A 20918-nucleotide genomic window follows, 5' to 3' on the forward strand; every position below is an offset into this window, starting at 1 on the left:
TAATCAGGCGCGGGCCAGCCTGGGCTGGAGGCCCAGCGACTGGCGCGCTGCCGGGCGGGCCGGCTCGTCGTCGTCGAGCTTGAACTCGCCTACCACCTGCTGGAGCTGCTGGGCCTGCTCGGCCAGCGCCGCAGACGCCGCGGCGGCCTCTTCCACCAGCGCGGCATTCTGCTGCGTCACCTCGTCCATCTGCATCACGGCCTCGTTGACCTGCTCGATGCCGCCGCTCTGGTGCTCGGACGCCTCGGCGATCTCGCCCAGGATCTGGGTCACATGCCGCACCGACTGGACGATTTCCGCCATGGTCTGGCCGGCCTGCCCCACCAGCGAGGAGCCCGACTCCACCTGCCGCGCCGAATCGTTGATCAGCACGTTGATTTCCTTGGCCGCCGCCGCGCTGCGCTGGGCCAGCGTGCGCACCTCGCCCGCCACCACGGCGAAGCCGCGCCCCTGCTCGCCCGCCCGCGCCGCTTCCACGGCGGCGTTCAGCGCCAGGATATTGGTCTGGAAGGCGATGCCCTCGATCACGGCGATGATGTCCGTCACCTTGCGAGAACTGGCGCTGATGGCCTGCATGGTCTCCACGACATTGCCGACGATGGCGCCGCCGCGTTCGGCCACGCCCGACGCGGACGCCGCCAGCCCATTGGCGGTGCGCGCGCGTTCGGTGTTCTGCTTCACCATGGCGGTCAGCTCGCTCATGCTCGACGCCGTTTCCTCGAGCGTGGCGGCCTGTTCCTCGGTGCGCTGGGACAGGTCGGTATTGCCGGCGGCAATCTGGTGCGACGCCGACGAGATCGAATCGCTAGACGCCTTGATGCGCGTGACCAGGTCCGTCAGCATGTCCTCCATCTCGCCCAGCCCGCCCAGCAGGCGGCCGAAATCGCCGCCCCGCTCGGTCTCGAATTCCTTGCTGAGGTCGCCCGCCGCCACGGTTTCGGCGATGAACTCGGCCTCCTTGAGCGGGATCTCGATGGCGCGCGTGAGGCGGAACCAGCACACCACGCTGGCCAGCAGCACCGCGCCACCCAGGCCCCAGATCCAGATACGGGTGTTGTCCTCGTTCGGGGGCACAGCCTGGGCCGTGGCCGCCGGCTTGTCCGGCCCGGCCGCTGCCCGCTGTTCCAGCTCGCCAATGCGCCCGAGCGCCAGTGTCATCATGACCGCCACCAACAGCACGACCACGCCAAACGCCGCGCCCAGCCGCGTGCGCATACTCAAGTTGTCCCAAGCCATGATGCCGTCCGCTCCTCGTAATGCCCCGCTGTTTCGATGCTGCGTGCCGGGGCTATCGATGGGCTAACGGTCAGGCAGGCGCGAGACTTTAGACCGGGTATGCCCTACGAAAGAGGGATATGGCGCAGGCGTTACTTTTAATCGATCAACGCGGCGGCATCGCGATAGTCGGCGCTCCACGCCAAGGCCAGCGCATGGCAGCGGCCCAGCGCCACGGCGCGGCGCTCCACGTCCACTACCACCACGTGATCGGCCCAGGCAGGCCGGGGCGGCAGCTCGCCGCTGCGTCCGTCGGTCAGCAGCCAGAGCCAGCGCCGCTGCATCGGCCGGTGGCGGGCCTGCGCCTCCAGCAACTGGCCGGCGCGCGCCACGCCCAGCGCCAGCGGGGTGCCACCGCCGCCGGCAATCGGGCGGATCCAGTCGGCGTTCCAGTAGCGTGCGCGCGACGGCGCGAGCCGGACCTCGGCCTGCCGCCCGGCAAAGCAGACCAGCGCCACATCCGCACGAGACTGGTAGGCGCGCTCCAGCAGCCGCACGAGCACGCCCTTGGCCAGCGCGAGTTGCTCGCCCTGGGTCATCGAGCCGGAACAATCGAGCGCCACGCAATGCAGCACCCCGGCGCGCGCGTCGGCACGCCGGTGGCGCAGGTGCTCGGCGGCCAGCCGCGCCTGCCGCTTGGCCGCCAGCGTACGCGGCCAGTGGATGCGGGCCCCGGGCACGCCCGCGCCCGGCGTGGCCGGACGTGGCATCGGACGTGGCATAAAACGAGGGGTCTGCCACCGGTTGCCGCCTTGCCGGACCGGCCCGGCGGCCTGCCGGTGGCTCAGGCTTTTTTTGACGGACGATTCCCGAAGGCGCGCAGCGGCTTGATGCTGGCGATGCCGGCAGCGCTGTCGGTGACGTTCCCGGCCGGGGACGGCATGGCGCCCCACGGGTTGTCCGCCGGTGCTTGATCCTCCGAGGTACTGCCCTCCCCGGCCGCCCCACCCTGCCCCGCCTCGGGCGAGGCCGGCGAACCAGCATGGCGGCGATGATGAAGCACCAGCTCCGCCACGGCGTCCACATGCGCCACGGTCACCGCCGGGGCGCCGTCCCATGCCGCCAGCGCGCGCGCGGCGCGCAGCATGACGAGGTCCGCCCGCACGCCATCCACCGCCGCCGCCAGGCACAGCGCGCTGACATGGGCGTGCACGGCATCGGAGAAATCCAGCCCGCCGAGCGCCCCGCGCGCCTGCACGACCTGCGCCGCCAGCGCCTGCTGGGCCGTCGCCACGGCGGCGCGGAACGCCTCCGCGTCGGTATCGAAGGCCAGCCGGGCGCGCACGATGGCCTGCCGCGTAGCCGGGTCGGCGTAGTTGTCGAGCGCCAGCGCAAGGCCGAAGCGGTCCAGCAGTTGCGGGCGCAGCTCGCCTTCCTCCGGATTCATCGTGCCGACGAGCACGAAGCGCGCCGCGTGCTGGTGGGACACGCCATCGCGCTCCACCACGTTCACGCCGCTGGCCGCCACGTCGAGCAGCTGGTCCACCAGCGGGTCCGGCAGCAGGTTGACTTCATCCACATACAACACGCCCTCGTGCGCGCGCGCCAGCAGGCCCGGCGCGAAGCGCACCTCGCCCTGTTGCAGCACGTGGCTCAGGTCCAGCGTGCCGGTCAGCTGCTCCTCGCTCGCGCCCAGCGGCAGCGTGACGAAGTGGCCGTGCGGCAGCAGTTCCGCCAGCGCACGCGCCGCCGTGGACTTGGCGGTGCCGCGCGGCCCGGTGACCAGCACGCCGCCGATGCCGGGATCGACGGCAGCCAGCAGCAGGGCCTGTTGCAGCCGCGCCTGGCCGACCAGGGCGCTGAACGGAAACGGATGACGCACCACGGTGACGGGGCTCATGAGCATTAACCTTCGGAAGAACCTTCGATGCGCTGCTCGTTGTCGAGCAGATGTTGTTCGATCCGGCCGCGCTGGGCGCCCGGTTGTTGCCAGAGTCCGCGCTCCATGGCCTCCAGCAGCCGCTCGCAGATGCCTTGCAGCGCGCGCGGATTGTGCCGGGCGAGGAATTCGCGATTGGCGGGGTCGTTGACGTAGGCGTCCGCCACCAGCGCGTACTGGTGGTCGCCCACCACGCGGGTCGTGGCATCGTAGCCGAACAGGTAGTCCACGGTGGCGGCCATCTCGAACGCGCCCTTGTAGCCGTGCCGGCGCGCGCCGTCGATCCACTTGGGATTGACCACCCGCGCCCGGATCACGCGGGCGATTTCCTCGCCCAGCGTGCGCACGCGCGGCGCGGCCGGGTTGGCGTGGTCGCCGTGATAGATCGCCGGCTGCTCGCCGGCCAGATGCCGCACGGCGGCCACCATGCCGCCCTGGAACTGGTAATAGTCGTTGGCGTCAAGCAGGTCGTGCTCGTGGTTGTCCTGGTTCTGCACCACGGCGTCGATCTCGGCCAGCCGGGTGGCGAAGGCGTCGCGCGCGTCGATGCCATCGGCGCGCTGCCCGTAGGCGTAGCCGCCCGCGTGCAGGTAGGCATGGGCGAGGTCCGCGTCGTCCTGCCACTGGCGGCCGTCGATCAGGGCCTGCAGGCCGGTGCCGTAGTCGCCGGGCCGGGCGCCGAAGACGCGCCAGCCGGCGCGTTCGCGCGCATCGTCCGGCGCGGCGCCCCCGGCTTGCAGCCGCGCCTGCTCCGCCAGCACGCGCGCGCGGATCGGGTTGACGTCCGCCGGCTCGTCGAGGTCCGCCACGGCGCGCACGGCGGCGTCGAACAGCGCCACGAGGTTGGCGAAGGCATCGCGGAAGAAGCCGGACACGCGCAGCGTCACGTCCACGCGCGGGCGGCCGAAGTTGGCCATCGGCAGGATCTCGAAATCCACCACGCGATGACTGCCCTGCGCCCACTTGGGCCGCACGCCCAGCAGGGCCATGGCCTGGGCGATGTCGTCACCGCCGGTGCGCATGGTCGCCGTGCCCCAGACGGACAGGCCCACCGCGCGCGGATATTCGCCATGCTCCTGCACGTGCCGCTCGATCAGCAGGTTGGCCGCGCGCAGGCCGAGCGTCCACGCGGTGCGCGTGGGCACCGCCCGGGTATCCACCGAATAGAAGTTGCGACCGGTGGGCAGCACGTCCGGCCGGCCGCGCGACGGCGCCCCGCTCGGACCGGGCGGCACGAAGCACCCGGCGAGCCCGCGCAGCAGTTGCGTCAGCTCCTGCGCGCCGCAGGCGTCCAGGCGCGGCGCCACGTCCTGGCGCAGCCGCGCAAGGACCTGCGCGGTGCGCGGCAGTGGTTCTTCGTCATCCAGCCCGCCATCGAGCAGGCGCAGCGCCAGCACTTCCAGCCGCTCGCGCGTGTCGCCGTGGTGGCGCCACGGGCCGGCGTCGATGTCCGCCAGCAGCGCCGGACGCGGCCCCAGCCACGGCGCGGCCCAGTCGGCGTCGAGCGGATCGAAGGCGTCGCCCAATGACAGGTCGGCGGCCAGCGCCGTCAGCAGCCCCGCCCGGGCATCCCGGCCATCGCCCACCGGGAAACGCGCCAGCGCCGCCAGCGTGTCCCGGCGCTGCACGCCGGCCGGGGACTGGCCGAACACATGCAGGCCGTCGCGGATCTGTGACTCCTTGAGTTCGCACAGCCATGCATCGGTGCGATTCAGCAGCGCGTCTTCCTCCTCGCCGCCGGTGGGCGCCGCCAGCCCCAGTTCCGTGTGCAACTGCTGGCCGACAATCGACGCCAGGATCTCCTTGCGCAGCAGCCGGGCGCGGCGCGGGTCCACGGTGAGCGCCTCGTAGTACTCGTCCACCTGCCGCTCCAGGTCCTGCAGCGGCCCGTAGTTCTCGGCGCGCGTGAGCGGCGGCATCAGGTGGTCGATGATCACGGCCTGCGCGCGGCGCTTGGCCTGCGCGCCCTCGCCCGGATCGTTGACGATAAACGGGTACAGGTGCGGCAGCGGGCCGAGGATGGCATCCGGCCAGCAGGCGTCGGACAGCGCCACGCTCTTGCCCGGCAGCCATTCGAGGTTGCCGTGCTTGCCCACGTGCACGATGGCGTCGATGCCGAACACGTGGCGCAGCCAGAAGTAGAAGGCCAGGTAGCCGTGCGGCGGCACGAGTTCGGCATCGTGATAGCTGGCGTAGCCGTCCGCACCATCGCCACCCACACCATAGGCACGCGCCGGCTGGATGCCGACGAACACCTGCCCGGTGCGCACGCCGGCGATCATGAAGCGGCCCTGCCGCACCATCGGATCGGCCTCGGGTGCGCCCCAGCGGGCCGTAATCGCCTGCTGTAGCGCCGCCGGCAGCGCCGCCAGCCAGCGCCTGTAGTCCTCCACCGTCACGCTCTGGAACGCGGGCCGCACCGCGTGCTGGTCCAGATCGTTGGTGATGCCGCGCGTCAGGCCCTGCATCAGGGCATCGCCGTTTTCGGGCAGCGCGTCGATGGCGTACCCCTCGGCATGGAGGGCGGCCAGGATGTGCACGACCGATGCCGGCGTATCGAGCCCCACGCCGTTGCCGATGCGCCCTTCGCTGGCCGGATAGTTGGCCAGCACCAGCGCCACGCGCTTCCCGGCGTTGGGCAGCGTGCGGAGCCGGCACCAGCGGCGCGCCAGTTCCGCCACAAAGCGCACGCGCTCCGCGTCCGGCTGGTATTGCACGATGTCCGCCTCGGTGTGCGGGCAGCGGTAGGCCAGCCCCTTGAAGCTGACCGCGCGCGTGATGATCCGCCCATCGACCTCGGGCAGCGCGATGTGCATTGCCACGTCACGCGTGCCGAGCCCCTGGTTGTCCGCCAGCCAGTCCTCCCGATTGCCGCCGCTCAGGATGACCTGGAGCACCGGGGCATCGTTGGCGAGCGGGGCGTCCGCCGCTCCATCGCCGCTGTCGAGCGAGGCCACGGAGAACGCCGTGGTGTTGAGGACGAGCGCCACGTCGTGCGCGTCGCACAGGCGCTGGAGCACTTCGCGGCAGAGCGGCGCCTTCAGCGACGTCACGGCCAACGGCAGCGGGCGCAGGCCGGCATCCAGCAAGGCATCGGCGATGGCGTCGAAGACGGCCGTGTTGCCGGCCTGCAGGTGCGAGCGGTAGAACAGCAGCGCCACCACGGGGGCGTGGTCGGCCAGCCCATGCGCGGCCCAGCGCGCGGCCCAGTCCTCGACGGTGGCGACCGTCTTCTCCGGGTGATAGATGGCGGCCTCGGGCAGCACCTGCGGCGGCAGCGCGGGCGCGCCCCAGCCGAAGGCATGGTGCGCCAGGCAGCGGAAGAACTGCTCGGCGTTGCCGGCGCCGCCTTCGCGCAGGTAGTGCCACAACTGGTGGGACAGCGCGGCGGGCGCATTGCCGTGCCGGGCGAGGTTGTCGTCCTCGGCCAGGTCGCCGGAACCCATCACCAGCAGCTGGCCACGCGCGCGGGCCAGCTCCGGCAGCCGCTCCAGCCCGTAGGCCCAGTCGTTGACGCCGCCCAGATGGTCCACCACCACCACGCGCGCGTGCTGGAGCACCTCGTCGATATAGAGGTCGAGCGAGGCCGGCTGCCGCAGGTACATCTGGTTGGCCAGCCGCACGGTGGGGTAACCGGGGCCGAGGCGCGGCACCGCGCCAGCCAGCAGCGACAGCGTGGTGTCCGCCGCGCTCAGGACGACGATCTCACCGGGCGTCTGCGCGATGCGCAGCACGACAGCGCTGTCCTCGACAAAGCCGCCGGGCCGGGTGGACAGCAGGTGCATGGGATCAGCGGGCCGGCAGTGCAGCGTCCAGCGCGGCGTCCAGCGACGCCTGCAGCGCGGCGCGGTCCAGATCCTGCCCGATCAGCACCACGCGCGTGCCCTGCGGCTCGGCGGCGCGCCAGGCGCGGTCGAAATAGCTGTCGAAGCGCTGGCCAACGCCGTGCAGCACCAGCCGCATCGCCTTGCCCGGCAGCGCGGCAAAGCCCTTGATGCGGTAGATCGTGTGGGCCGCCACCAGTTGCTGGAGGGCGCCGATCAGCTGGTCGCGCTCCACAGTGCCCGCTTCCACCACCACGGAATCGAATTCATCGTGATGATGGTCGGCGTGGTCTGGGTCATCGGCATTGCCGTGATGATCGACGCGCAGATGGATGGTCTCCTCCGAAGCGCGTTGCAGGCCCAGCAGCATCGCCACGTCGAGCTTGCCAGCCTGCGCCGGCACGATCTTGACCTCGGCCGGGATCTCGGGACGCACCAGCGCCTCCACGGCAGCGATCTGCGCCGGGTCCATCAGGTCGGTCTTGTTCAGGATCACGAGATCGGCGCTGGCCAGCTGGTCCTCGAACAGCTCGTGCAGCGGCGATTCGTGGTCGAGATTCGGGTCGGCGCGGCGCTGGGCGTCCACGGCCACCGGGTTGGCGGCGAACTGGCCGGCGGCAGCGGCCGGGCCATCGACCACGGTCACCACGGCATCCACCGTGAAGGCGTTGCGGATGCTCGGCCAGTGGAACGCCTGCACCAGCGGCTTGGGCAGCGCCAGGCCCGAGGTCTCGATCAGCACGTGGTCGATCTGCCCGCGCCGCTCCAGCAACTGCTCCATCACCGGAAAGAACTCCTCCTGTACCGTGCAGCACAGGCAGCCGTTGGCCAGTTCGTAGAGCTGGCCGGTGGGCTCGCCGTTGTCATCGCAGCCGATGCCGCAGCCCTGCAGGATCTCGCCGTCGATGCCCAGCTCCCCGAATTCGTTGACGATCACCGCGATGCGGCGGCCGTTGGCGTTGTCGAGGATGTGGCGCAGCAAGGTGGTCTTGCCGCTGCCGAGAAAGCCGGTGACGATGGTGGCGGGGATCTTGGAGGTTTGCATGCGGAAATCCAGTGGATGAGCGGGGGCGGGTCGCTTGAAGGCGATCAGGATAAAGAGATGTGGGGTGGCTGTCCATCGACAGCCGGCAAGGCCACGCGCCGCGCCCGGCGCCATTCCCGGAGGGCGCCCAGCGCGATGGCGAGCACGGCCAGCGCCAGCGCGATCAGGCCATGGTGCGAGCGGGCGGGCGACAGAGGCGCCGCCGGTTCAGCACGCGGGACGAGGTGTTGACCCGTCACCGGCTGCGGGGCGTTGGCCGGGACCGCTGCCTGCGGCACAGGCGCCGGCACCGCCCTGGCGGTCATCGACGGTCGCGCTACCGGCCCCGGCGCCACCACTGCATCGGCCAGTTGCCGGCCCAGCGCGCGCAGCAGCGCCGGGTCCACGCGTGCCGCCCGGCCGGCCTGCGCGATATGGGCCATCAGCACCGGGTTGCCGCAGGTATTGGCCGTGCAGGAGAGGCCATCGCGCCGCACGGCGTCCGCATAGCGGCGCAGCAACTCGGCGCGTTCCGCGTCCGTGAAGCGATAGCTGCCCTGCCGGTCCACTTCGAGCAGCCGCGCCAGGATGCCCTGCTGCGCGTGCGGATTGGCTTGCCGGAAGAAGGCGTCCATGCCGAGGCCGAGCTTGTCGGCCACGTAGACGTCATAGGTGCGCTGCCAGAACTCGCCCGGCATCTGCTCCGGCACGGTGGCCTGGAAGCCGTACAGGTGCTCGATTTCCTTAAACATCTCGCGCGCGCCGGCGTAGCCCGAGCGCTGCATCGCGCCGATCCACTTCGGGTTCCATTGCCGCGCGTTCAGCTCGGTGGCCAGCCATGTACGGGCGTCCACGGTATCCGTCTCGCCGGCGCGGCGCAGGTTGTGCAGCCAGAGGCGCGGCGCCCGCCCGCGCACCGCGCGCGTGGCGGCGGTCAGGCCGCCGGCGTACTGGTAGGTGTCGTCGTTGTCCAGCGCGCCGTACAGCGTGCTGGTGCGCGAGAACAGCACCGCCTCGTTCGAGGCCAGATGGCTCGCCAGTGCGTCCGGCGCGCTGGCGCCCCAGCCTTCGGCGGAATAGGCAAAGTTCATGTAGCGCAGGTATTGCCGCGCGAGAGCGTCCGGGCCGTCCTGCGCATCGCGGCTCTGCTCCACCATCTGCTGTACGCCGATGGCGTAGTTGCCGGGCTTGGCGGCGAACACGCGGGCACGGGCCAGCTTGCCGGCAGTGTCCGAGTCGGTGCCCCGGGCGGCCAGCGCGGCGGCCACCGTGCGGTCGTGGCGGCTGATGGCGTTGTCGCCGGCGGCGGCGGCCAGCCGCGCGGCCTTGTCGAGCAGCGCCACCTTGTCGCCAAACCCGTCGCGGTAGATGCCGGAAATGGTCAGCAGCACGTTCACGCGGGGCCGGCCCAGTTCGGCATCGGGAATCAGCCGCACGTCCTCCACGCCACCGCGCGCGTTCCACACCGGCGCCACGCCCATCAGCCAGAGCGCTTCGGCCTCCATCGCGCCCTGATGCCGCTCGGTCTCGCCGTACCAGAGCACCATCGACACCGACTCCGGCAGCCGCCCCGTTTCCTGCCGATAGCGCGCCAGCGTCTGCGCGGCCATGGTCTTGCCGAGCGCCCACGCCGCCGGCGTGGGGATCTTCGCGCCATCGAAGGCATGCAGGTTGCGGCCCGTGGGCAGGCCGTCGGGCGTGCGCACGGGGTCACCGAGCGGCCCGGTCGGCAGATAGCGGCCGGCCAGCACGGTGACCAGGCCGTCCAGTTCGGCCCGGGGCGATGCGCGCAGATCGGCCAGCCATTGCCGGGCAAGCCCCAGCGCGGACCGCACCGCCGGCACCTGATCTTCGGCAATCCCCGCCAGTGACGGCACGCGGCCCGCGACCAGATCCTCGGCCCATGCACGCACATCGGCATCATGGGCGGGATTGCGGAGCTGGGACGCGAGCAGCAGCGCCAGCGCGTCCACCTGATCGGCCTCGGGCGGCATTTCGCCGAGCGCGTGGATGCCCAGCGGCATCGGCTCGGCCTCCACCTTGTGCAGGAAGGCGTGCAGGGTCGGCTCGATCTGCGCCCACGGTGCGTTGGCATCGAGGCCCAGTTGCTGGTCGAGCTTCAGCGCGCGCATCTGGGCGATGGCCTGCTGCCGGTACTGCGCCGACAGCTCGGGCGAGCTGTCGCGCGTGGCCTCGGCCTGCTCGATGGCTTCGTCCAGCTGCGCCAGCACAGGCGGCTGGCCGGCGCTGGCCAGCAGCGGCGCCAGATGGCTCACCAGCACGGCGGCGCTGCGGCGCTTGGCCTGGATGGCCTCGCCGCCGCCGTCCTGGATGTAGACGTAGGCGTTGGGCAGGTCGCCGAGCAGCACTTCGGCGCTATCGTCGCCGGCCTGCCCCACCTGTTTGCCGGGCAGCCATTCCAGCGTGCCGTGCCGGCCCACGTGCACCACGGCATCGGCGCCGAAGGCATGGCGATACCAGAGATAGGCGGCGAGGTAGGAATGCGGCGGCGGCGTGATGGTGTCGTGCGAGGTGTCCATCGCACGCGCGAAGGTCGAGCGCAGCGGCTGGGGGCCGACGAAGACATTGCCGAAGCGCAGGCCCGGAATCACGAAGACCGGCTCGCCCTGCGGGTCGCGCGCCAGCATCAGCGGATTGCGCTCGGGCGGGCCCCAGGCCCGCGTCACGGCGGCGCGGAAGGCCGGCGGCAGCGCCTCGAACCAGCGCCGGTACTGCGCCAGCGGCAGCAGCGTGACGTGGCCGCCGCGCACCATGCGCGCCAGTTCGCCGGGCGACCAGGTTTCGATATTGCGCCCGTTCGCCTCCAGCAGCGCGGTCAGCGTGGGCGTATCGGGCAAGTCGTCGCTGCTTTGGTTGCCAGTTTGATAACCCGCCGCGCGCAGTCGCTGCAGGATCTGCGTGAGCGACGGCAGCGTGGCCAGATAACTCGCACCGAGATTGCCGCGCCCGGGCGGGTTGTTGTAGTAGAGCACCGCCACATGCTTGCTGGCGGGCGGCTTGTCCTGCAGCGCGATCCAGCGGCGCACGCGCGCCACGATGGCCTCCACGCGCTCCGGCACCGCCGCGCTGGCCTTGCCCCCTTCCTCGCCTTCCTGCGTGGCGAACAGGATCGGCTCAGTCGCGCCGCTGCGCTCGGGCGCGGTCAGCAGCAGCGGCAGCCGCTCCCCGGCGATGCCGCGCACGTCGGCACGCCAGCCGGCTTCACTGTCGCGCGTGGCAATCAGGTTGATCGTGTGCAGGCCGTGCCGCGCCAGCCAGTCCTTGTCCTCGGCGCGCGGAATGGTCAGGTTCAGCGCCAGCAGCGCGCGCAACGGCGACGCGCCATCCTGCGTGACCAGCGCATCGAGCCCGGAGAGCGGCCAGCCGAACACCGGCACCGCGCCCACCCCCTGGTGCTCCAGCCCGGCGATCAGGGCGTCGATATGGGCGAGGTCGCGCTGGCGGTAGTGGGTGGCGTAGAAGGCGATGCCGACCAGCGGCGCCCCATCGCCAACGATGCCGGCCTGCCGATACCACTTGAGGTAATCCTGCAGCGACGCGAACGGCAGCGCCGCGCGCGGATGGTAGATGCCGGCGGCTGGCGCGGGGCGCACGGCGGGCACCGCGATCACGTCCTGCGCCGGCAGGCCCTGCATGCGCTGCCGTGATGCCACGGCAAGGGCAAGGAAGGCGGCGAGGTTGTCCACGCCGCCAGCCTCCCAGTAGGGCTGCGCGGCATCGCTGGCATCACGCTTGGCCGCGCCCGGGCCCCACGCCGCATCGACGCTCTCCGCCGGCGCACCGAAGACCAGCGCGCCGCGTGCGGCGGCCTGGCGCACCCCGGGCGCCATCGCGCGCAGCACCGTGGCCGGGGCGAATCGTGCATAGATGACGTCGGCCTGCGCGAGCGTTGCCGCGTCCGGTGCATCGGTGCGGAACGTAAAGGTGGCCGGCGCGTTGCCGCGCATGGCGCGGAACGCGGCCTCGGCGGCTGGCAGCAGGTGCGCATTCGACGTGACGACGAGCACGCGCACCGGCGCGGCAGCCATCGCCGGCGGCAGCCGCCACAGGGCGCAGATCAGGCAGCAGAGCAGCGCAAAGCATGGACGCAGGCGACTGGCGAAGGCAGGATGGGGAATCACTCGGCGGGGGCAGGATGGCATGGCGGGCAGCACACCGCACATCGCGGAAGCGGCTGGCTCGGCATTTTACCCGGCGGGGATGCGCCCACCGCTTGCCTTTCGTACAGATGTTTGATGCGCGCAGATCACCTACTGTTGCGCGCCATCCACGCCGGTGTTGTTTTTTTCGTGCGATGGGCGCCTGAAAGCGGGTTGGCAAATTTGACCACGACAGGCAATTACGTCACAAAGCCGCGGGTAGTAATCACAAAGTATGGCGTCCGAATCGCCCCGGATATTGCCTGCACGGCCCGGAATCCCGGGGCGGGAGGCCAATGGGCGAACAATCTACTCATCCATGCAAGTGGCGGCAATCATCCTTGTGGGCGACGCCACATGCATTGTGGTGACCCATCGTGTACCTCGCGGCGGATCGACTATATTTGACCTATGGCGCGCACATCCCGAATCACCCAGCCGTAAGACAGCCCTGGAGGTAACTGCCATGCGTTCGCTTGCCAACTTGTTCAGTCCGCCGACGCCAGAGAAGATCGCCGAGAAGGAACTGCAAGACATGAGGCTGACGCTTTTTCAGGCAGAGCGCCGCCTGCTGGAAGCGCAGATGCAAGTCGATTACTACCGCAACATGATCGCGTTCCTCGAGGAAGTGGGCGCGACCGGTGTCGAAGGCGTGGCGGACCGTCGCCACGCGGCCATGTCGCCGACCACCGGGGCACCCGCCCTGCCGCCGGCCTCGCAGCCCGCGCGCGTGGCGCCGGGGCTGACCACCGTACCTATCGTTCCCTCGGCCGCCTGACCGTTCCTTCGTCCGGCCGGCATGCCCGGCTGTGCGATACTCGCCGCGTTCGATGCCATGCCGCCCCCGCACCGGGGCGGCATGCGCACGTCTGCACCAGGACTTCAAGGAACCGGCCCATGAGCACCCTTCTCCCCGCGATTGACCTCGAGACCGCGCCAAACCCCACGCACAGCGTGATCTGGATGCACGGCCTTGGCGCCGATGGCAACGATTTCGTCCCCGTCGTGCCCGAGTTGGGCCTGCCCGCCACGCTGGCGGTGCGCTTCATCTTCCCGCACGCCCCGGCGATTCCGGTCACCTGCAACAACGGCTATGTCATGCCGGCCTGGTATGACATCTATTCGCTCGACGAAGCCGGCCGGCGTGCCGACGAGGCGGGCATCCGCGCCTCGCGCGAGGCCATCCGGGCGCTGATCGCGCGCGAGAACGCGCGCGGCGTGCCGACGAGCCGCATCGTGCTGGCCGGGTTCTCGCAAGGTGGCGCCGTCGCCTACACCACGGCCCTGACGCACCCGGAGACGCTGGCCGGGGTGATTGCGCTCTCCACCTACATCCCCGCGCCGGACCTGATCGCGGCCGAGGCCACGCCCGCCAATGCCGCCACGCCGGTCTTCGCCGCGCACGGCACCGAGGACGACGTGGTGCCGCTGGGCCTGGGCACGCGCGCCCGGGACTTCCTCACCGCGCGGGAGCAGCCGGTGACCTGGCACACGTACCGCATGCCGCACTCGGTCTGCCTGGAAGAGATCGCCGATATCGGCGCGTGGCTGCGCGAGCGGCTGGCATGATTCCCACCACGCCCCCGCCCCGCATCGACTTCAACACCCGCAAGGCGCTGCTGTTCGCGCTGACGGCCGAGCGCCTGGCGGCGTTCTACGAACACGGCAAATGGATGACCGACGCGCAGGGCGCCACGCTGGCCGGGATGTGGCTGTCGCGCTCGAAGCTACAGCTGGCGCTATCGGAACGGCGCCTGCTCTCGGAACTGAGCGACCAGTTCGCGCGCCAGTTGTCCGAATCGCTCTCGCGCGAGGCCGGCCTCTACGCCGCGCACGAGATGATGGAAGCGCTCGATCCGAACTACCAGTCCGCCTTCGCCCACGACATGCTGGACGAATGCGAACGGCTGCTCCATGAGAACGGCGTGACCGAGTGACAAATCCGGCTCAGACCGCGCGGCGCACGGGATTAAGCGCCTCGCCGTCCAGCCGCCGGAACACGAAGGCCGACAGCAGCGTGATGATGCCCACCGCCAGGAAGGCCAGCCGATAGGCGGGTGCGGCCACGCCCAGCTCGTTCGAGAACAGGCTGACGAGCCCGCCGCCAATCGTCACCCCCAGGCCAATGGCCAGCATCTGCACCATCGAGAACAGGCTGTTGCCGCTGCCGGCGTCCTCGCGCGAGAGCCCCTTCAGCGTCACGCTGTTCATGGCCGCGAACTGCATCGAGTTGGAAGCGCCGAAGGTGGCCAGTTGCAGGATCGACACGGCCAGCGGCCAGCCCGGGGACATCGCCGCGAACGAGGCAATCGAGGCCCCCACGATCAGCGTGTTCACCAGCAGGAAGTTGTCGTAGCCGTAGCGGTTGACCAGCGGCACGATCCAGCGCTTGGACACCGCCCCGGCCACCGCCACCGGCAGCAGCATCAGGCCCGAATGGAACGGGGAATAGCCCAGCTGCAACTGCATCAGCAGCGGCAGCAGGAACGGCACCGCGCCGGAACCGATGCGGCAGACCAGATTGCCCACCAGCCCCACGCTGAAGTTCGGCTCGCGGAACAGCGCCAGCCGGAACAGCGGCGTTTTGTGGCGGCGTGCATGGGGGATATAGAGCAGCGCGGCGACGATGCTGACGGCGGCCAGCACCAGGCTCCACAGCAGCGCGTGGGAGGCGCCGTGCGGTACGTCCAGCGCCAGCGAGAACGCCACCATGCACAGCGAGAGCAGCCCGCAGCCCACCCAGTCGAACGGCGGCGCCACGCCGGCCTCCCCCGCCGGCAGGTAGCGGCGCACCGCCAGCAGGCCAACCAGTCCCACCGGCACGTTGATCAGGAAGATCCAGTGCCAGGACGCGCTCTGCACCAGCCAGCCGCCCAGCACCGGCCCGAAGATCGGCCCCACCTGCCCGGCAATCGACACGAACGCCAGCGCCGCGATGTACTGCTCGCCCGGGATATTGCGCAGCACGGCCAGCCGGCCGATCGGCAGCAGCATCGACCCGCCCACGCCCTGCAGCACCCGCGCAATCACCAGCTGCGTGAGCGTATGGGCCGTGGCGCAGTACACGGAGCCGAGTACGAAGATCAGGATGGCGCAGAAGTACACGCGCCGCGTGCCGAACTTGTCGGCCAGCCAGCCGGAGGCCGGGGTCAGCATCGCCATGGTCAGCGTGTACGCCACCACCACCGGTTTCAGGTCCAGCGGCTTTTCGCCGAGGCTGTGCGCCATCGAGGGCAGCGCGGTGTTGACGATGGTGGTGTCCAGCGTCTGCATGAAGAAGCCGGCGAAGACGATCCACAGCATGGCCTTCTGCGAGGCGACGGCTGGGCTGGCGGGGGCTGGAGCGGTGGTCATGGGAATTCTTTGGAATCCCTGGTCGGCAGTGGCCAGGAACAATGGACCCTATGGTAAACACCGGGATAGCCATCGGGAACCCCTCTGGCGTTATTGACTGCAATCGCAAAATCCGATGACAATCGGCCGATGCTCAATCCCGTCTGGATCCAGACCTTCGCCACCGTGGCGACGGCGCGCAGTTTCACCGATGCCGGCCGCCAGCTTGGCCTCTCGCAATCGTCGGTCAGCGACCATATCCGCCGGCTCGAAGACAGCGTGGGCCGGCGCCTGTTTATCCGCGACACCCACTCCCTGCGCCTGACTGCCGATGGCGAGGCGCTGCTCGTGCACGCCCGGCTGATCCTGGAGGCGCTGGCGCGCGCCGAATCCCAGTTCAGCGCGCCCCGGCTGCAGGGCCGTGTGCGGCTGGGCACCTCGGACGACCTCGCGCAGGGGCCGCTGCCCAATGTGCTGGCGGCGTTCCGCGACACCCATCCCGATGTAGAACTCGAAATCACCATCGGCATGACCGGCAAGCTCTATGAACTGGTCGATGCCGGCATGCTGGATTTGATGATCGGCAAGCGGCGCGAAGGCGACCGGCGCGGCGTGTCGCTGTTCCGGGGGCCGCTGGAATGGCTGGCGCGGCCGGGCACAGTGATCGACGTGCGCCAGCCGCTGCCCCTGATCCTGGTGAACGAGCCCAGCGTCACGCGCTCGATTGTGCTCGCCACGCTGGCCAAGGCCGGCTGGCCCTGGCGTGTGGTCTGCGCCAGCAGCAGCCATTCGGGCTGCATCGCGGCCGCGCGTGGCGGGCTTGGCATCACCGTGCGGGCGCAGGCGCTGGCGGGGCGCGGACTGGTGCCGCCCGTCAACAGTCAGGAATTGCCGGCGCTGCCGGAGGTGGAGTTCATCTCGCTGGCGGCGGGCCGCTTGTCGGAGCCGGCCGAGACGCTGCTGACGCTGCTGCGCAAGAGTGATCTGCGCGCATCGCGCACGGATTGATGCGTCAGCAGCCCGCTTCGTCGTCGATTCAGCCGAGCGCGCGCAGCGCCTGATAAGCCGTGAGCAGGTGGTAGGGCGTGGTCGACGGCATTTCGGCGCGCACCACCTCGCCATCCGGCGCCACGCATTCGTGCCAGCCATCGGCATGGAGGAAACGGCTGCGGAAGCGGTCGATCCACTGCTCCAGTTCGATCAGCGGCGCCGGGTCTTGCTCCACGGTGCCCTTCACGGCCAGCGCGCGGGCGAATTCGGTCTGGGCCCAGATCCGCTGGGTGCCGTCCTGCAGCGCGCCGTCCAGATCGAGCGCGGCACTGACGCCGAGTGTGTCATTGATCACACCATGGGCACGCGCGAAGTCGTACGCGCGGCGCAGCGAGGCCGGCAACGGCGTATCGGCGAACAGGGCCGGTGCCGTCATCACCAGCGAATACCACTCGAACTGATGCCCCGGCTCGATCCGGTTGCCGGGCGTGCCCTGCGGCTGCTCGGCCACGCAGCCATTGGCGGGATCGACGAAACGCTGCGCCACCGCCGCCGCCATCTCCGGCAGGCGGGCGGCGAACCAGGGGTCGCCGGTCACCTCGCTGGCGGCGAGGTAGGCCTCGGTCAGGTGCATGATCGGGTTCTGGAGCACGCCCCCGCCATTGACCGCAAAATTGGGCGACAAAGCCGCGTGATAGAGGCCGTTTCCTTCGCCAAATCGATTTTCGATCACATCCACGGTGCGGCGCAGGGTGTCGAGCGCCGCCGCGCTGCCGCCGGCGCGATGGTAGTGGGCGCAGGCGAAGACCACGAACGCATGGGTGTAGAGGTCGCGGGTGGTATCGAGGGGCGCGCCATCGGCATCGATGCTGTAGATCCAGCCGCCCGCCCCGTCGCCGAAATAGTGCTGGAGCGAGGTGAACAGCGTATCGGCGTGGGCGAGGTGGCCGGCGGTGGCGAAGACGTACAGTTGCCGCGCGCAGGCCATCGCCCGGAAACGCCTGTCTGGCAAGGGCTGGCTGGTGGCGCCGTCGAGTGCCTCGTGCGCCAGCCGGAGGTCTGCCCGCCAGCCGGGGCCGGTCCAGGCGGGCAGGATGGCCGTGTCGAAATGGGCGATCAGCGAGGCAATCCGTTCGGAAAGTGTCGGGGAGGCGAGCATGGGGTGAGCGAAATACGGGCGCTGCCGCATTGCGCGGCCACTGCCCAGGCGACACAAGATACTGGAAATGGCAGGGCGGCGGAAGGCGCCGTGCGCCGCGCGCGCCGCACGGCGGCAGATGACACTGGCAAAGCGGCCATGCGGTGCTATGTTGAAAGTCCACCACCGGTCGTAACCCTGCCCTCCGGGAGAACCGCCATGTCCGCTCATCCCACGACAATCGCCGACCACCGTCGCACCCTTGTGATGCATGTGATGGAAGACCCACCCGGACGCTACACGTGGCGTATCGTCGTGGAGGAGAAATGCGGTGGTGCTGACTGCGACAGCATGATCGAGGCCGCCACGGACTATGGCTCACAGGCCGAGGCGGAAGCGGCCTGCTGGGCGGCCGGCAACAGCATGCTCGATGGCCAGCGTGCCGCGAGCGAGCTGCCCGGCATGTATCCAAAAGATATGCGCCATTGATATACGCCATTAAGCGCATCCATTATCCGTTTGGCTGCTGTTAGGGGCGGTTAGCCTCTTTTTCCATTTTCGCCCCTTTATCCACCGTGGCCGCCGGCCTAGCCTGAAGGTGTGGCGGCACACGGCACGGGACGCTTTGTCCCGTTTTTTCCCGTATGCCCCTCGGAGAAAAGCGATGGACAAGCCCACTGTCAGCCCTCGCCGCTTTGTCGAACTGATGAACGAGCGGCTCGCGCGGCATCCCCTCTATCGTGAAGGGATGCATGTCTACGCCATCCCGCAGCATTCCGACCATCCGCGCAGCCTGGTCTGCGTGGGGCCGCGCGGCACCGAGGGCATCTGCGCCACCATCGAGAACATTGTGCGGGGCGAGTGCGATGTCTTCCCCGAATTCCCGCCTGACCCCCACCGCCGCCCCGGACACGAATCGCGCGCGCGGTAGGCACGGCAAGAAAATCCGCCGAAATCCCGCCGAACACCCGCCGAACACCCGCCGAAAGCCCGCTCGCGGCAGTGCGCGCCCTAAAAAATCAGGCCGCCCTGGCCTGCGATATTGACCGGCGCTAGATACAATGGCCTCCGCATCCCCTGCCCGGAGCGCCAATGAAAAGAGCTTTCGAAGCCGATGGCAGCGTCGCGGACCTGCCATCCGCCCCTGCCGACACCGCCAGTTCGCCGAGCCCATCTGCCCCCGCCAGCGCTGAAGCGCGCGCCGCCGCCGTGGCGGCGACCATCGCCCGCACGGCGGTGGAGCAGGCCGACCACGCCATGCGCCACTGGACCGATCCCTTGCCGGACCGGCTCCGCATCGGCTCTCCCGAGCATCTGCGCATGTTCTGCAACATGCTGCTCCAGACCCACAACCCCTACAAACCGTCCGTGATCGACTGGCCGGTGCTGCCGCCCGATGCGCTGCGCCGCGTGACTTCGCTGCCGATCTGGGACATCGCCGTGCAAACCGAGGGCCGTGCGTCCATCCGCGTGCACAGTTACGCCCGCACCGTGCGCGACCCGCTGCTGCGCAGCGCGCTGGAGATGGATGCCGACGAGGAGGCGCGCCACAAGGTGGTGCTGGCCAAGCTGGTGGAGGCGTATGGCATCACGCTGGCACCGGAACCCGAGTACCTGCCGCCCGCCGACCCCGAATGGGGCTGGCTGGTGACCGGCTACAGCGAGTGCATCGACAGCTTTGCCGCGTTCGGGCTGTTTGCCGCGGCCAAGGATTCCGGCTTCTTCCCGGCCGAGCTGGTCGAGACATTTGAGCCCGTGATCCAGGAAGAAGGCCGCCATATCCTGTTTTTTGCGAACTGGGTGGCTTGGTATCGCGCCAGCCTGCCGTGGTGGCGCAAGCCGGCCTTCGCCTGGAAGGTCTGGCGGGTCTGGTTCTTCCTGATCCGCGAACGCATCGGCATCGCGCGCGGCATCGACGTGGATGTGGACGGCGCCGCCCAGGATGCGAATTTCCCGATGAACGCGGCCGATACGCTGGGCCAGACGCTCTCCCCCGGCGCCATGATCGACCTCTGCCTGGCCGAGGACGCGCGGCGCATGGCGGGGTATGATGCGCGGCTTCTGCGCCCGACCACGGTGCCCCGGCTGGCCCGGCTGGTGCGCCGCTTTCTCAAATGAATCTGGAATTGACGCACGCCATGGCGTTTGGATTGTCCCTGCTGGTCCTGCTGATCTGGTGCGTGCTGGTCTTCGCCCGCGCCGGCTTCTGGCGCGTGCGCAAGCCCGCGCCCTCCCCCCGCCCTGCCGCATGGCCGCCCGTGGTCGGCATCATTCCCGCCCGCAATGAGGCCGATGTGATCGGCCGCGCCGTGACTGGCGTGCTGGGCCAGCACTATGCGGGCCGGCTCCACCTGATCGTGGTGGACGACCACAGCAGTGACGGCACCGCCGACATTGCGCGAGCCGCAGCCCTGTCGATCGGCAAGGCCGACCAGCTCACCGTGGTGGCGGCACGCGACCTGCCCACCGGCTGGAGCGGCAAGGTCTGGGCGCAGTCCGAAGGGTTGGTCGCTGCCGACGTGCAGATGCCCGACGCCGGGTTCGCCTTCCTCACCGACGCCGACATCTGGCATGGCCCGGGAACGGTGACGGAACTGGTGGCCCGCGCCGAGGATGAGCGCCGCGACCTCGTCTCGCTGATGGTGCGCCTGCGCTGCGAATCGGCCTGGGAACGCATGATCGTGCCAGCTTTTGTCTTCTACTTCGCCAAACTCTACCCGTTCGCGCGGGTGGCGGACCCGTCCAGCCGCGTCGCGGCGGCGGCGGGCGGGTGCATGCTGGCACGGCGCTCGGCGCTGGCACGCATCGGCGGTTTCCATGCCATACGCGGCGAGTTGATCGACGATTGCAGCCTGGCGGCGCGGATCAAGGAAGGCGGCGCAATCCGGCTCGATCTGGCGGACGACAGCATCTCGCTGCGCCCCTATGACGACTGGGAAAGCCTCTGGAACATGATCGCGCGTAGCGCCTACACCCAGTTGCACTACTCGCCCTGGATGCTGGCCGGCGCCACGCTCGGCATGATCCTGACCTACCTGGCCCCGCCCGTGCTGGCGCTGGCCGGAGGCGCCGCGCTGTGGCCGGCCTGGCTGGCGTGGATACTGATGGCGGTCAGCTATCGGCCGATGCTCCGCGAGTACCGGCAGCCGGCGTGGCTGGCGCCGCTGCTGCCGCTCACGGCGCTGTTCTATCTGGGCGCCACGCTCGATTCGGCGCGCCGCTACTGGCTGCGCCGGGGCGGCCAGTGGAAAGGCCGCGCCCAGGCGCCGATCCGCTCCTGAGCGCGCTCCTATAT

General features: G+C 70.0%; 16 protein-coding genes. 8 read left to right on the top strand and 8 right to left on the bottom strand.

Going from position 1 to position 20918, the window contains the following annotated elements:
- Positions 1 to 3: 3 nt before the first annotated feature.
- From AB4120_RS03895 to AB4120_RS03920, 6 genes are all read right to left on the bottom strand, one after another.
- Positions 4 to 1236, bottom strand: coding sequence for a methyl-accepting chemotaxis protein (locus AB4120_RS03895; protein WP_441641866.1), 1233 nt, complete (start codon positions 1234 to 1236; stop codon positions 4 to 6).
- A 137-nt stretch (positions 1237 to 1373) separates the two neighbouring features.
- Positions 1374 to 1985, bottom strand: a complete 612-nt coding sequence (locus AB4120_RS03900; protein ID WP_149139075.1) for a vWA domain-containing protein — start codon at positions 1983 to 1985, stop codon at positions 1374 to 1376.
- A gap of 74 nt (positions 1986 to 2059) precedes the next feature.
- Positions 2060 to 3115 (bottom strand): ATP-binding protein, encoded by a 1056-nt coding sequence (locus AB4120_RS03905; RefSeq protein ID WP_187645237.1) that lies wholly within the window; start codon positions 3113 to 3115, stop codon positions 2060 to 2062.
- 5 nt (positions 3116 to 3120) lie between these two features.
- A complete protein-coding gene (cobN, locus tag AB4120_RS03910; RefSeq protein WP_149139073.1) occupies positions 3121 to 6939 on the bottom strand; it encodes a cobaltochelatase subunit CobN in 3819 nt (1272 codons plus the stop codon).
- A gap of 4 nt (positions 6940 to 6943) precedes the next feature.
- Positions 6944 to 8023 carry a cobalamin biosynthesis protein CobW gene (cobW, locus tag AB4120_RS03915; RefSeq protein WP_149139072.1) on the bottom strand — a complete coding sequence of 360 codons (1080 nt, stop codon included), beginning with the start codon at positions 8021 to 8023 and terminating at the stop codon, positions 6944 to 6946.
- A gap of 44 nt (positions 8024 to 8067) precedes the next feature.
- A complete protein-coding gene (locus AB4120_RS03920) occupies positions 8068 to 12165 on the bottom strand; it encodes a cobaltochelatase subunit CobN (RefSeq protein ID WP_187645236.1) in 4098 nt (1365 codons plus the stop codon).
- Positions 12166 to 12628: 463 nt separating this feature from the next.
- On the opposite strand from AB4120_RS03920, the gene AB4120_RS03925 reads away from it, so the two are divergent.
- From AB4120_RS03925 to AB4120_RS03935, 3 genes are all read left to right on the top strand, one after another.
- Positions 12629 to 12940: a hypothetical protein gene (locus AB4120_RS03925; RefSeq protein ID WP_149139069.1), complete on the top strand. Its 312-nt coding sequence runs from the start codon at positions 12629 to 12631 to the stop codon at positions 12938 to 12940.
- 119 nt (positions 12941 to 13059) lie between these two features.
- Positions 13060 to 13731, top strand: coding sequence for an alpha/beta hydrolase (locus tag AB4120_RS03930; protein ID WP_149139068.1), 672 nt, complete (start codon positions 13060 to 13062; stop codon positions 13729 to 13731).
- Complete coding sequence (locus AB4120_RS03935) at positions 13728 to 14099, top strand: hypothetical protein (RefSeq protein ID WP_186296803.1); 372 nt, start codon at positions 13728 to 13730, stop codon at positions 14097 to 14099. The genes AB4120_RS03930 and AB4120_RS03935 overlap by 4 nt, the downstream gene beginning before the upstream one ends.
- Positions 14100 to 14109: 10 nt before the next feature.
- On the opposite strand, the gene mdtD is transcribed toward AB4120_RS03935, so the two are convergent.
- Positions 14110 to 15516, bottom strand: coding sequence for a multidrug transporter subunit MdtD (gene mdtD, locus AB4120_RS03940; protein ID WP_262389786.1), 1407 nt, complete (start codon positions 15514 to 15516; stop codon positions 14110 to 14112).
- Positions 15517 to 15645: 129 nt separating this feature from the next.
- Here mdtD and AB4120_RS03945 point away from each other — a divergent pair, with 129 nt between their 5' ends.
- Complete coding sequence (locus AB4120_RS03945) at positions 15646 to 16503, top strand: LysR family transcriptional regulator (protein WP_144196952.1); 858 nt, start codon at positions 15646 to 15648, stop codon at positions 16501 to 16503.
- 28 nt (positions 16504 to 16531) lie between these two features.
- Here the strand turns inward: AB4120_RS03945 and AB4120_RS03950 are convergent, their stop codons facing one another.
- Positions 16532 to 17644 carry an AGE family epimerase/isomerase gene (locus tag AB4120_RS03950; RefSeq protein ID WP_149139067.1) on the bottom strand — a complete coding sequence of 371 codons (1113 nt, stop codon included), beginning with the start codon at positions 17642 to 17644 and terminating at the stop codon, positions 16532 to 16534.
- A 198-nt stretch (positions 17645 to 17842) separates the two neighbouring features.
- Between AB4120_RS03950 and AB4120_RS03955 the strand changes: the two genes are divergently transcribed.
- From AB4120_RS03955 to AB4120_RS03970, 4 genes are all read left to right on the top strand, one after another.
- Positions 17843 to 18112 (top strand): hypothetical protein, encoded by a 270-nt coding sequence (locus AB4120_RS03955; RefSeq protein WP_149139066.1) that lies wholly within the window; start codon positions 17843 to 17845, stop codon positions 18110 to 18112.
- A 175-nt stretch (positions 18113 to 18287) separates the two neighbouring features.
- Positions 18288 to 18554 (top strand): hypothetical protein, encoded by a 267-nt coding sequence (locus AB4120_RS03960; RefSeq protein ID WP_144196949.1) that lies wholly within the window; start codon positions 18288 to 18290, stop codon positions 18552 to 18554.
- 278 nt (positions 18555 to 18832) lie between these two features.
- A complete protein-coding gene (locus AB4120_RS03965; RefSeq protein WP_211943569.1) occupies positions 18833 to 19741 on the top strand; it encodes a ferritin-like domain-containing protein in 909 nt (302 codons plus the stop codon).
- A 20-nt stretch (positions 19742 to 19761) separates the two neighbouring features.
- Complete coding sequence (locus AB4120_RS03970) at positions 19762 to 20904, top strand: glycosyltransferase (RefSeq protein WP_441641895.1); 1143 nt, start codon at positions 19762 to 19764, stop codon at positions 20902 to 20904.
- The last annotated feature ends 14 nt before the right edge of the window (positions 20905 to 20918 follow it).

This window comes from Cupriavidus sp. 2KB_3 (assembly GCF_052115685.1).
In the GTDB taxonomy this organism is placed as follows: domain Bacteria; phylum Pseudomonadota; class Gammaproteobacteria; order Burkholderiales; family Burkholderiaceae; genus Cupriavidus; species Cupriavidus campinensis.